This window comes from Shewanella sp. VB17 (assembly GCF_013248905.1).
GTDB lineage: Bacteria > Pseudomonadota > Gammaproteobacteria > Enterobacterales > Shewanellaceae > Shewanella.
The window spans coordinates 526,661-538,771 of the sequence record NZ_JABRVS010000001.1 but is presented as its reverse complement, the minus strand read 5'-3'; the positions used below and the strand labels follow the sequence as shown (position 1 = coordinate 538,771).

Below are 12,111 nucleotides of genomic sequence, written 5' to 3'. Positions count from 1 at the left end.
AATGTTGTTACAAACTCAACATACAGGCATAAAAAAGCCGACTCAAATTAGGTCGGCTTGTTTATTAATGAACAATTACTTAGACATGAACTCAATAGCCTTCTTGTAATCTTCATCAGTACAATCAGTACACATACCGCCTGGTGGCATTGCACCTTTACCCGTTTTCACTGTGGCAACCAATGTATCAATGCCTAAAGCAAGACGTGGCTCCCAAGCGGCTGCATCGTGGGCTTTTGGAGCACCAGCGACACCCATACTATGACATACAGTACATGCCTTAGTATAAATATCCTCACCTTCTTGTGCAGAAACGCTTGCAGACAAAGTAAGTGCAGCTACAGCAGTTATTGCTAACAATTTTTTCATGTTCGATGTTCCTAATGCAAATACGTACAAAGCTCAACACTGCCTTTTTGCTCATCACTGCGAGTAAGGCAGATTATTATTTTATCTATTACAGAATACAACAGATCAGTATAAATCGCACCTTTTATGCTTTAAATCAAAGTATATGTATCAAAAATGCGACCCAAATAGAATATTCCATAATTTATTCGTAAAAGCTTAAAAGTGCCAACTATTTATCTAAAAGGTTTCATTTTTTGGAAGCTTATCAAATTGCTGATATTAAAAAGCAACCATGACTAAACCCGTATAAAGGATTGTGATAATATCATTGATATTAACATTCGGTATGATATTGAGGACTCTGTGGTAGAAAAAAACAAATCTCAACTCCTATTAGCAGCTAATCAATTGACTTGTATTCGTGAAGAGAGAATTCTATTTGATGAGCTCAGTTTTGAGATAAGCACTGGTGAGATAGTCCAAGTGGAAGGTCCAAATGGCTCAGGAAAAACGAGCTTACTTCGTATTTTAGCGGGGTTATCACGCCCATACTCTGGTCATGTCCAATACCAAAAAAAAAATATAACTCAAGTCAGAGATGAATTTAATAGTGATCTTCTCTACTTAGGGCATCTAGCGGGTGTAAAAAGTGAGTTAACAGCAGAAGAAAACCTCAGCTTTAATTTAAAATTGAGCGGCTATGATGAATTCAACACAACAGACATTTTAGGTAAAGTGAACCTTGCAGGCTTTGAAGATGCACTTACAGGTCATCTTTCTGCGGGGCAGCATAGACGAACAGCACTAGCAAGGCTCTGGCACACAAATTGTCGAATATGGCTTCTCGATGAACCTTTTACTGCTATCGATAAAAAAGGTGTTCAAGAGCTAGAACATCTTTTTCTCGATCACGCCAAACGTGGTGGTTGTATTATATTAACCACACATCAAGATATGCAAGTCATCAGCGACGAGAAAATTCGCAAAATAAATCTTGAATATCAATTTGTATAAAGGTGGGCAAATGAACAAAAATAGCCGTTGTAGCCAAGCATTTTTCACACTGTTAAAGCGTGACTTACACATTGCTATTCGCCATAAAGGTGACATTTTTAATCCCTTACTATTTTTTATCTTAGTCGTTACTCTGTTTCCACTGGCAATAGGCCCTGACCCTAAAGTATTATCAACGATTGCACCGGGCGTTATTTGGGTTGCGGCTCTACTCGCCTCCATGCTGTCGTTAGAGCGATTATTTAAAGCTGACTATACCGATGGAAGTTTGGAGCAGATGTTATTAAGCCCTCACCCATTATCATTAATGGTGCTCGCCAAGGTATTAGCTCATTGGATCTTAACTGGCGTACCATTAATTTTAATCGCACCTTTATTAGCAGTTCTGTTGCATTTAGATCACAACAGTTACGGAGCACTAATGGCCACGTTGACACTAGGCACGCCAGTTTTGAGCCTATTAGGTGCAATTGGTGTCGCATTGACCGTAGGGTTACATAAAGGTGGTGTACTACTGAGTCTATTAATCTTACCTTTATACATTCCAGTACTGATATTTGCCACAACAGCAATCGATTCAGCTGGATTAAATTTACCTTACAGTGGGCACCTCGCGATTATCGGTGCCATGCTGATCGGTTCATTAATTTTGGCACCTTTTGCTATAGGTGCATCATTAAGAGTGAGTACTAACTAAAATGTGGAAATGGCTACATAGCTACGCGGATCCTGAACGCGCTTATAAACTATCAGGAAAAATGCTTCCCTGGTTTGCCATATTATCAATAGCTTTAATTGGTATTGGCTCCGTATGGGGGCTGGCTTTTGCGCCAGCAGACTATCAACAAGGTGAAAGTTATCGCATCATTTTTATCCATGTTCCAGCTGCTTCAATGTCAATGGCTGCGTACATGGGAATGGCAACCTGTGCATTCATCGGCTCAGTCTGGCAAATAAAATCTGCTGACTGGGCTGCAGCAGCTATCGCGCCAGTTGGAGCCGTTATTACCTTTATTGCATTGATCACTGGTGCTGCATGGGGTAAACCTATGTGGGGAACTTGGTGGATATGGGATGCGCGTCTCACTGCTGAATTAGTGCTCCTATTCCTCTATCTCGGCGTTATTGCACTTTATGCTTCATTTGAAGATAAAGCACTGGCAGCAAGAGCGTCTGGTGTGCTGGCAATGGTTGGCGTTATCAACATCCCTATCATTAAGTATTCCGTTGAATGGTGGAGCTCCCTGCATCAACCATCAACGATAAAGATCACCGAAAAATCGACCATGTCCTTAGAAATGCTGCACCCACTGTTAATCAATATTGCTGGTTTCGGACTCATGGTTGGAGCAATTACTCTTATACGTTTCCGCTGTGAAATACTGGCACGTAATAGTATGCGGCACTGGGTACGGGAACTCGCTAAGATTGAGGGAAACAAATAATGCAGTTCGATTCATTAACAGATTTTTTCAATATGGGGGGCTATGCATTTTATGTCTGGCTTTCCTATGGAATAACATTCTTTTCATTAGCCACGTTGACTATTCTAAGCATACTTCAAAAACGAAAAATTTTGATTCGGATAGCCAAAAATATGCAGCGTGAAGACCGTTTAAAAGCCAACCGGAGTAATTGATAATGAATCTAAGACGTAAAAAAAGGCTAGCCCTCGCAACAGCCCTCATTTGTGGTGTCGCAGCAATTGCATCCTTACTACTCTATGCGCTGAACGCTAACCTAAACCTATTTTATACCCCCACAGAAATAGTACTCGGTAAAAAAGACACAGGCATAAAGCCAGAAATAGGCCAGCGTATTCGTGTCGGTGGCATGGTCACAATGGGGTCGATGATCCGTGATCCAGACAGCCTACATGTCGAATTTGCTGTTCATGATTCTCTGGGTGGCGAAGTGATCGTAACCTTTGACGATCTCCTGCCTGATCTTTTCCGTGAAGGGCAAGGTATTGTTGCACAAGGTGTATTAATAGAAGATGGTAGGCTAGAAGCAACAGAAGTTTTAGCTAAACACGACGAAAATTACATGCCACCAGAAGTTGCTGAAGCCATGGGACAGAACCATCAAAAGCTAGAATATAACCAAGAACAAAAAACGGGCTATTAACTTAAAACATACAGTATCATTATATCAATATACTCAGGATCAGAGGCTGGGTAATTAAGCTGCAGCCTCAAGTAAATTCAGTGTATTTTACTCGTTATTTCATGTTCAAGATTAATCTACCTGCAATGGTATATCCCAATGGTGATAGTACAAATGAAGATCTGGTCATTAAAGCATGGCTCAAGCTTTAATCTTTAATCTTTAAGTATTCGTAGATTTAGAAAAGTATAAACTCACTAATTTTATTGAATTAGACTCCATTAGTAGGATTAGCACTCATTCAATTAATGTCGCTTTTAACGCTATCGCTTTGGGTAATTCTATATGATACTTCTTCAATTGAATTTTACTGAACAATAACTTACCTTTTTCCCCCGTCTTTACTTGAATTTTACTCGGCTGTGCTCCACTTAAAATTTGGGTCGCTATATCTGCCGCCAACAAACCTTGACTCTTACCAAAAAGTGTTAATCCACCAATGGCTTTATCCGAACCCACCGCAAAATCCCAAAATGCAAAAGGTGGCACTGGAGTATTCTCTGATGTCCAGCGAATAACCTCATCTGCTGAGATATGCTGATTGTTCTCATCTACGATCGTATGGTACAAACCAATAAAAATAGCATTATAACCTTCATTTTTCGCTGATTTAATCGTCTCTTGCCAAACATTCCAAGAACCGACCAATTTCATATGAGCCTCAACACCACTGATCTGAATTTTTTCTTTACTCTTAAGGACTTCATCAAAGGTGACTTTTGATGTTGTACCTGAATCAAACAACACTAACACTTTTTTTAGATCAACCACTTTTTTCATTTCAACTATCGACCTTTTCAATAGCGGCCTTTCAAGTACCCCTGTGATATTAGTTGCAGAATGAATGTTATAGGCCCTAGCGTTATTATTTATGCCCAGAAAGACCACTGGAGTATCTACTTCAGCAAATTTAGTACCGAGGTATTTCAATGCATTATCGTCACCGAGAAATACTATTGATGGCTTTGTCTGCAAATAAAAATCCCATGCATCTTGAGCACTTTTATCAAATTCAGATTGGTCTATTCTTTTAGTATCCATTTGAAAAGTATGAAACTCGTAATCGCCTTTCAACCCCTCTTTAATCCCTTCGATATAGCTATTATCCCAAGGGTATTCGCTATGGTAACTTTCAATAATTAAAATGGATTTACTGTGTATCTGGCTACTAAACATAATCAGTATTAGCATTACTGAGTTAATAAAAAATTTCATATAACCTCATAAAACGAAGATTGAATAAGACTGTTCTGCTACTTTCCGCAGCTAACTTATGAGTTTAGTAAAACATCAATGGATGTCAAACCTGCATCAATGATGCATAAGAACTAAAATAGGGACGATATCGATGATATGAATTAAAGTAAAATGATTGACAACATGGATTCAAGATTCAGAGGAACAAAATAGCGATTAACCGAAAATAACAGCACAGAAAACAACAACCCTTACAAAAATTAAATTTTACTTGTTATTCAAAAAATCTATCAAACATCCCTTTCAGCTATCCGATATCTAGTCTATAACTATAAAAAGTCTCTAGTGATCAAACTATGCGGTATCTTCTACTTTTACTTAGCCTCATTCCGCTCAAAATTATAGCGGCATCGATACTCATTATTGAAAGTTACCATCAAGAATACGGATGGGATATAAACTATAATCGAGGGATTATTTCGATTCTAGGAGATGAACATAAATACCAAAATTTTTATATGGATACAAAAAGGATACCTCAGGATCAATTTGACCTTCAGGCCAAGCGAGCTTGGGAAACCTACAATGCACTCAAGCCAGATATTGTTGTTCTAGCAGATGACAATGCCATCAAATTACTGCATAAACAATTTGAGAATACAACAACACCTATTGTCGTTCTCGGAGTTAACGCTAACCCCAGAAGTTATGGTATTCATAATAAAAAAAACTTCACTGGTGTACTTGAAAGGCCCTTATTTAAAAGATCCCTTCTTTTTGTAAAAAAGATACTTCCAGAAAATCCGAAGAAAAAAATATTAGTATTGTTTGATAAAAGCCCGACATCTTTGGCAGCAATGCAGCAGATAAGCCCATCACTAGAAAGTTTAACGATTGGCAATGTAACATCAGATTTTATCTTAACTAACAGTTTTAACACATGGAAAAACACTGTCATTACCGCCAAAGAAAAAGGCTATGATGCAATGCTAGTAGGTTTGTACCACACAATCAATAACGCTTCAAACCAGTATGTAGCACCTGATGATGTGATCTCTTGGACCCAAAAAAATGCTCAATTACCTCACTTTGGTTTTTGGCAATTTACTGTAGGTGAAAACAAAAACATAGGGGGCTATGTCTTAGATTCCTATGTACACGGTCAACTTGCAGGAGAACTAATAGACAAAATTTTAGCAGGAGCATTGCCAAGCTCACTACCCTATATATCTGATAGAACAGGCATATATATGATGAGTAAAAGTGGTATCAACAAATGGAAATTAACGATCCCAGAAAAAATAACTGAAAAAGTGCGTTGGGTGGATTGACCTAAAGTACATTAAAGCCAAACTTTAAGCATAAAAAAGCTGGGCTATTGCCCAGCTTTTTATAATGAAACCTTAATTATTCAGCAGAGTCATCAGCTTCAACAGCTTCAGCATCTTCTGGGCGACCAACTAGCTCAATATACGCCATAGGCGCTTTATCACCAGTACGTAGACCGCACTTAAGGATACGGGTGTAACCGCCAGGACGTTCCTGGTAGCGTGGACCCAATTCATTAAATAACTTACCGACGACTTCAGCGTCGCGAGTACGAGCAAATACCAAACGGCGGTTTGCAACGCTATCACTCTTAGCAAGTGTTATTAGAGGTTCAACTACGCGACGCAGCTCTTTCGCTTTAGCTACAGTAGTCTTAATCACTTCGTGACGGACTAAAGAGCTTGCCATGTTACGAAACATGGCTTGACGATGACTACTGTTACGGTTCAGTTGACGACCACTCTTACGATGGCGCATGACTAATCCTTATTACCTAATTCTGTACAGTTCTGGACTTAGAGGTCGTCTGCCAAACTAGCTGGAGGCCAGTTTTCAAGACGCATACCTAACGACAGTCCGCGAGACGCTAAAACATCCTTAATTTCAGTAAGAGATTTCTTACCTAAGTTAGGCGTTTTAAGCAGCTCAACTTCAGTACGCTGTACCAGATCACCGATATAATGAATCGCTTCAGCCTTCAAACAGTTAGCTGAACGTACAGTTAGCTCTAAATCGTCGACAGGACGCAGCAATATCGGATCAAACTCCGGCTTCTCTTCCTTCAACTCTGGCTCGGTAATATCACGCAGTTCAACAAATGCATCTAGCTGTTCAGCTAAGATGGTTGCAGAACGACGGATAGCTTCCTCAGGATCGATAGTACCGTTTGTGGTCATATCAATAACGAGTTTATCCAAGTCAGTACGCTGTTCAACACGTGCAGCTTCTACATTGTAGGCTATACGAGCAACTGGCGAGAATGAAGAATCCACCAACAAACGGCCGATAGGGCGATCATCGTCTTCGGTTTGTGCACGGGCTGATGCCGGTACATAACCACGACCACGCTCAACACGGATCCGCATGCTGACGTCATTATTACCTGTCAAATGACAAATAATATGGTCAGGATTCATGATAGTGACATCACCATCATGGGTGATATCTGCTGCAGTAACAGGGCCTGCGCCTGACTTACTTAACGTAAGCATAGCTTCGTCTTTTCCTTCGATCACTACCGCTAAACCTTTAAGGTTTAGTAGGATCTCAAGAACATCCTCTTGAACGCCTTCCTTGCTACTATACTCATGCAGTACACCATCGATCTCTACTTCGGTTACCGCGCAGCCTGGCATTGACGACAATAGGATACGACGCAACGCGTTACCCAAAGTATGACCAAAACCACGTTCTAGCGGCTCAAGTGTGACTTTAGCACGTGTTGGATTAACCTGCTCGATATCAACGAGACGCGGTCTAAGAAATTCTGTAACAGAACCCTGCATTGTGTCCTCTCTTTTGTTTTAACTTTACTTAGAGTAAAGTTCGACGATGAGCTGTTCGTTAATTTCCGCAGATAAATCACTACGCTCTGGAAGACGTTTAAATGCCCCTTCCATCTTAGTGTTATCAACTTCAACCCATATTGGCTTTTCGCGCTGAGAAGCAACTTCTAAAGCAGCAATAATACGCGCTTGCTTCTTAGACTTCTCACGAATGCTAATTACATCATTCGCAGACACTTTGAATGATGGAATGTTAACAACGCTACTGTTTACCATAATCGATTTGTGGCTAACAAGCTGACGTGCTTCTGCACGAGTTGCGCCAAATCCCATACGGTATACAACGTTATCAAGACGGGTTTCTAAAAGCGTCAGTAGGTTTTCACCTGTGTTACCTTTAGTACGTGCAGCGTCTTTGTAGTAATTACGGAATTGCTTTTCAAGCACACCATAAGTACGACGAACTTTTTGTTTCTCGCGTAGCTGAACGCCATACTCAGACAAACGGGTCTTACGAGCGCCGTGTTGTCCAGGTGCAGTTTCGAGCTTACACTTCGAATCGATTGCTCTCACGCCGCTTTTTAGGAAAAGGTCTGTACCTTCTCTGCGGCTGAGCTTGAGCTTAGGACCCAAGTATCTTGCCATGTTCTTTCTCCAACTATCCTATTAAAAACGGCGTGTTATACGCGACGTTTCTTAGGAGGACGACAACCATTATGAGGGATAGGCGTCACATCGGTAATATTGGTAATTTTATAACCAACCGAATTGAGTGCGCGAATCGCTGATTCACGCCCTGGACCTGGACCCTTTACAAATACTTCAAGGTTCTTAACACCGTAATCCTGAGCAGCAACACCTGCACGCTCAGCAGCAACCTGTGCAGCAAAAGGAGTAGATTTACGTGAACCACGAAAACCTGAACCACCTGAAGTTGCCCAAGACAGTGCATTACCTTGACGATCAGTAATGGTAATAATTGTGTTGTTGAAAGACGCATGGATATGCGCCATACCATCAGCAACCTGTTTACGTACACGCTTACGCGGAGAACGTGACGGAACTTTAGCCATTTCGGTTTACCCCGTTACTTTCTAATTGGTTTACGTGGACCTTTACGCGTACGCGCATTGGTCTTAGTACGTTGCCCACGAAGAGGCAGGCTACGACGGTGACGTATTCCACGGTAACAACCAAGGTCCATAAGACGTTTGATGTTCATGGATACTTCACGACGCAAATCACCTTCAACAGTGTATTCGGCAACTGCTTCGCGTAGTGTATCAATTTGAGCTTCGCTCAATTCCTTGATCTTAGCTTCTTCAGCAACAGAAGTAGCCGCGCAGATTGCTCTAGCACGAGTACGACCTATACCGAAAATACCAGTCAATGCAATGACGGTATGCTTATGATCAGGAATGTTAATGCCAGCGATACGGGCCACTATGCACTCCTAAATAGTTAATGGTTATCTGTGAAAAGCCCGGTAGGATACTCGACAGATAACAGTTTTGCAAATAAAATTTTGTTCAGCCCGAACAGGGCTGAACAAATGTTTTTAGCCTTGACGCTGTTTATGTTTAGGTTCAACACAAATCACACGTACAACGCCACTACGTTTGACGATCTTGCAATTACGGCAGATCTTCTTCACGGAAGCTCGAACTTTCATTTCATCACTCCGAGAAAACTTTCTTAGCGACCAAAGCGATCTAAATTCGCTTTGTTAACTAGGTTAGCCTTCTTCATTACAGATTCATACTGATGAGACATCATATGAGTCTGAACTTGAGCCATAAAGTCCATGATTACGACTACCATAATAAGTAGCGAAGTGCCGCCAAAATAAAACTGCACTTTCCACGTAATTAACATGAACTCCGGAATTAAACAGATAAAAGTAATATACAATGCGCCTGCTAATGTCAAGCGAGTCATTACTTTATCAATGTAACGCGAAGTCTGTTCTCCAGGACGGATCCCAGGAATAAACGCACCGCTCTTCTTTAAGTTATCGGCTGTCTCACGTGGGTTAAACACCAACGCAGTATAGAAGAAACAAAAGAAGATAATTGCAGTAGCATACAATAATGAGTAAAGCGGTTGTCCTGGTGACACTGCAAGTGAAAAATCACTTAACCATGATAAGGACTCATTTTGACCAAACCACTGTGCTAGTGTACCTGGAAATAAAATGATGCTTGACGCAAAAATTGGTGGTATTACACCTGCCATATTTATCTTAAGTGGTAAATGTGTGCTTTGTGCAGCAAAGACCTTACGACCCTGCTGACGCTTAGCATAGTTAACGACAATACGACGTTGACCACGCTCAACAAATACAACGAAATACGTTACAGCAAATACAATAACAGCTAACAACAACAACACGATCACGCTCAAGTCACCTTGACGCGCTTGCTCAGCCGTTTGGCCGATAGCAGATGGTAGACCAGCAACAATACCCGAAAAAATTAATATCGAGATACCATTACCTATGCCTCGTTCGGTTATTTGCTCACCTAGCCACATAAGGAACATCGTTCCAGTCACTAAACTAACGACTGCAACGAAGTAAAAACCGAATCCAAGATTTACAACTAAACCTGGAACTAAGTTTGGTAACCCAGTTGCAATACCGACCGCCTGAAATGTACCCAGGACCAAAGTACCATATCTTGTGTACTGACTGATTTTCTTACGCCCAGATTCGCCTTCCTTTTTAAGTTCAGCGAGTGCTGGATGCACGACAGTCAGTAACTGCATAATGATTGATGCCGAAATATACGGCATAATTCCTAATGCAAAGATAGAGGCACGTTCAAGAGCACCACCAGAGAACATGTTAAACATGCCTAGGATGGTCCCCTTCTGCTGATTAAACAGCTCTGCTAACACAGCAGCGTCAATACCAGGAATTGGTACAAACGAACCGGCTCTAAAGACGATAATTGCACCAATCACGAACAGGAGGCGAGTCTTCAGTTCAGAAAATCCACCTTTCGCGCTTTTTGAATCAAGTCCTGGTTTTGCCATCGACGTATTATTCCTCGATCTTTCCGCCGGCAGCTTCAATAGCTGCACGAGCACCTTTGGTTACCTTTAGACCTTTAACGGTCACAGGGCGTTCAATGGTACCTGAAAGAACGATTTTAGCAAACTGTATGTTGCGAGTCACAAGATTCGCATCTTTCAGAGTACTCAAATCGACAACATCACCGTTAACTTTAGCGAATTCGCTAATACGAACTTCGGCAGATACCAACGCTTTACGCGAGGTAAAACCAAACTTAGGTAAACGAATCTTAAGTGGCATTTGACCACCTTCGAAACCGACGCGAACGCCGCCGCCAGAACGAGACTTCTGTCCCTTGTGGCCACGACCACAAGTTTTACCAGTGCCTGAACCGATACCGCGACCTACACGCTTAGCTGCTGATTTAGCACCTGCAGCAGGTGATAGAGTATTTAGACGCATCTTATACTTCCTCCACCGAAACCATGTAGTAAACCTTATTGATCATACCGCGAACAGAAGGTGTATCTTCTACTTCAACAGTATGATTAATACGGCGTAGACCAAGACCTGTCAAAGTTGCACGATGCTTAGGCAAACGTCCAATCGAACTTTTAGTCTGAGTTACTTTAATTGTTTTAGTAGCCATGGTGCATTAACCTCGAATTTCATTAACATTCAGGCCACGCTTAGCTGCGATTTGTGATGGTGACTTCATGTGCACCAACGCATCGACAGTTGCGCGAACGATGTTGATCGGGTTAGTAGAACCGTATGCTTTTGACAGAACGTTATGAACGCCTGCTACTTCCAATACGGCACGCATTGCGCCACCGGCAATAATACCGGTACCGTCTGATGCTGGTTGCATGTAAACACGCGAACCAGTATGACGGCCCTTTACAGGGTGATGCAGAGTACCATTAATCAATTCAACAGAAACAATGTTGCGTCGAGCCTTTTCCATTGCTTTCTGAATTGCTGCAGGTACTTCGCGCGCTTTACCATAGCCAAAGCCAACTTTACCATTACCATCACCGACTACAGTTAGTGCAGTGAAGCTAAAGATACGTCCGCCTTTAACTACTTTTGAAACACGATTAACTGCAACTAATTTCTCTTGCAGATCATCTTTTTGTTGCTGAGCTTCGAATTTAGCCATTTGTCATCATTCCTTTAGAACTTGAGGCCAGCTTCACGAGCTGCATCTGCTAAAGCAGCAACACGGCCGTGATACTTGAAACCGGAACGATCGAATGCAACTACGGTTACGCCTTTTTCGATAGCACGCTCAGCAAGGATTTTACCTACTGTTTTAGCTGCATCAACGTTACCTGTGTACTTTAGCTGCTCTGTTACCGCTTTTTCAGCAGTAGAAGCTGACGCCAAAACCTGTGAGTCAGGACTAATTACCTGAGCATAGGTGTGGCGTGGTGTACGATGTACAACCAGACGATTAACGCCCAGCTCTTGGATCTTCTTACGAGCGCGTAATGCGCGGCGTAAGCGAGATTTTTTCTTATCCATATCGCG

Annotated in this window: 19 protein-coding genes; 6 read left to right on the top strand and 13 right to left on the bottom strand. The window is 41.6% G+C overall.

Features of this window, described 5'->3' with window-relative positions:
• Positions 1-75: 75 nt before the first annotated feature.
• Positions 76-369: a cytochrome c5 family protein gene (locus HQQ94_RS02495; RefSeq protein ID WP_173292935.1), complete on the bottom strand. Its 294-nt coding sequence runs from the start codon at positions 367-369 to the stop codon at positions 76-78.
• 345 nt (positions 370-714) lie between these two features.
• On the opposite strand from HQQ94_RS02495, the gene ccmA reads away from it, so the two are divergent.
• From ccmA to ccmE, 5 genes are read left to right on the top strand one after another with little or no spacing between them, the layout of a single operon-like run.
• Positions 715-1,365 (top strand): cytochrome c biogenesis heme-transporting ATPase CcmA, encoded by a 651-nt coding sequence (gene ccmA / locus HQQ94_RS02490; protein ID WP_173292934.1) that lies wholly within the window; start codon positions 715-717, stop codon positions 1,363-1,365.
• Between the two features lie 10 nt (positions 1,366-1,375).
• Positions 1,376-2,062 carry a heme exporter protein CcmB gene (gene ccmB / locus HQQ94_RS02485; protein WP_173292933.1) on the top strand — a complete coding sequence of 229 codons (687 nt, stop codon included), beginning with the start codon at positions 1,376-1,378 and terminating at the stop codon, positions 2,060-2,062.
• A gap of 1 nt (position 2,063) precedes the next feature.
• Entirely contained in the window at positions 2,064-2,810 is a 747-nt protein-coding gene (locus HQQ94_RS02480) for a heme ABC transporter permease (RefSeq protein WP_173292932.1), read from the top strand.
• Positions 2,810-3,004, top strand: coding sequence for a heme exporter protein CcmD (gene ccmD / locus HQQ94_RS02475; RefSeq protein ID WP_173292931.1), 195 nt, complete (start codon positions 2,810-2,812; stop codon positions 3,002-3,004). The genes HQQ94_RS02480 and ccmD overlap by 1 nt, the downstream gene beginning before the upstream one ends.
• A 2-nt stretch (positions 3,005-3,006) precedes the next feature.
• The gene (ccmE, locus tag HQQ94_RS02470) at positions 3,007-3,492 is read left to right on the top strand and encodes a cytochrome c maturation protein CcmE (protein WP_173292930.1); all 486 of its coding nucleotides are present in this window, start codon (positions 3,007-3,009) and stop codon (positions 3,490-3,492) included.
• Between the two features lie 276 nt (positions 3,493-3,768).
• On the opposite strand, the gene HQQ94_RS02465 is transcribed toward ccmE, so the two are convergent.
• Entirely contained in the window at positions 3,769-4,746 is a 978-nt protein-coding gene (locus HQQ94_RS02465; RefSeq protein WP_173292929.1) for an ABC transporter substrate-binding protein, read from the bottom strand.
• Between the two features lie 338 nt (positions 4,747-5,084).
• Between HQQ94_RS02465 and HQQ94_RS02460 the strand changes: the two genes are divergently transcribed.
• A complete protein-coding gene (locus HQQ94_RS02460; protein ID WP_173292928.1) occupies positions 5,085-6,059 on the top strand; it encodes an ABC transporter substrate-binding protein in 975 nt (324 codons plus the stop codon).
• A gap of 76 nt (positions 6,060-6,135) precedes the next feature.
• Here HQQ94_RS02460 and rplQ read toward each other — a convergent pair whose 3' ends face one another.
• From rplQ to rplR, 11 genes are all read right to left on the bottom strand, one after another.
• A complete protein-coding gene (gene rplQ, locus HQQ94_RS02455) occupies positions 6,136-6,534 on the bottom strand; it encodes a 50S ribosomal protein L17 (protein WP_173292927.1) in 399 nt (132 codons plus the stop codon).
• Positions 6,535-6,572: 38 nt separating this feature from the next.
• Positions 6,573-7,562, bottom strand: a complete 990-nt coding sequence (locus HQQ94_RS02450) for a DNA-directed RNA polymerase subunit alpha (RefSeq protein ID WP_173292926.1) — start codon at positions 7,560-7,562, stop codon at positions 6,573-6,575.
• A 24-nt stretch (positions 7,563-7,586) separates the two neighbouring features.
• Positions 7,587-8,207 carry a 30S ribosomal protein S4 gene (gene rpsD, locus HQQ94_RS02445; protein ID WP_173292925.1) on the bottom strand — a complete coding sequence of 207 codons (621 nt, stop codon included), beginning with the start codon at positions 8,205-8,207 and terminating at the stop codon, positions 7,587-7,589.
• Between the two features lie 35 nt (positions 8,208-8,242).
• Positions 8,243-8,635: a 30S ribosomal protein S11 gene (rpsK, locus tag HQQ94_RS02440; RefSeq protein WP_012144629.1), complete on the bottom strand. Its 393-nt coding sequence runs from the start codon at positions 8,633-8,635 to the stop codon at positions 8,243-8,245.
• A 14-nt stretch (positions 8,636-8,649) separates the two neighbouring features.
• Positions 8,650-9,006, bottom strand: coding sequence for a 30S ribosomal protein S13 (rpsM, locus tag HQQ94_RS02435; RefSeq protein WP_173292924.1), 357 nt, complete (start codon positions 9,004-9,006; stop codon positions 8,650-8,652).
• A gap of 114 nt (positions 9,007-9,120) precedes the next feature.
• Complete coding sequence (gene rpmJ, locus HQQ94_RS02430; protein WP_006083579.1) at positions 9,121-9,234, bottom strand: 50S ribosomal protein L36; 114 nt, start codon at positions 9,232-9,234, stop codon at positions 9,121-9,123.
• A gap of 23 nt (positions 9,235-9,257) precedes the next feature.
• Positions 9,258-10,598 (bottom strand): preprotein translocase subunit SecY, encoded by a 1,341-nt coding sequence (gene secY / locus HQQ94_RS02425; RefSeq protein WP_173292923.1) that lies wholly within the window; start codon positions 10,596-10,598, stop codon positions 9,258-9,260.
• 7 nt (positions 10,599-10,605) lie between these two features.
• Positions 10,606-11,040, bottom strand: coding sequence for a 50S ribosomal protein L15 (gene rplO / locus HQQ94_RS02420; RefSeq protein WP_173292922.1), 435 nt, complete (start codon positions 11,038-11,040; stop codon positions 10,606-10,608).
• Position 11,041: 1 nt separating this feature from the next.
• A complete protein-coding gene (rpmD, locus tag HQQ94_RS02415) occupies positions 11,042-11,227 on the bottom strand; it encodes a 50S ribosomal protein L30 (protein ID WP_173292921.1) in 186 nt (61 codons plus the stop codon).
• A 6-nt stretch (positions 11,228-11,233) separates the two neighbouring features.
• A complete protein-coding gene (gene rpsE / locus HQQ94_RS02410) occupies positions 11,234-11,740 on the bottom strand; it encodes a 30S ribosomal protein S5 (protein ID WP_126523263.1) in 507 nt (168 codons plus the stop codon).
• Positions 11,741-11,754: 14 nt separating this feature from the next.
• On the bottom strand, positions 11,755-12,105 hold the full coding sequence (gene rplR / locus HQQ94_RS02405; RefSeq protein ID WP_173292920.1) for a 50S ribosomal protein L18: 351 nt from the start codon (positions 12,103-12,105) through the stop codon (positions 11,755-11,757).
• Between the last annotated feature and the right edge of the window lie 6 nt (positions 12,106-12,111).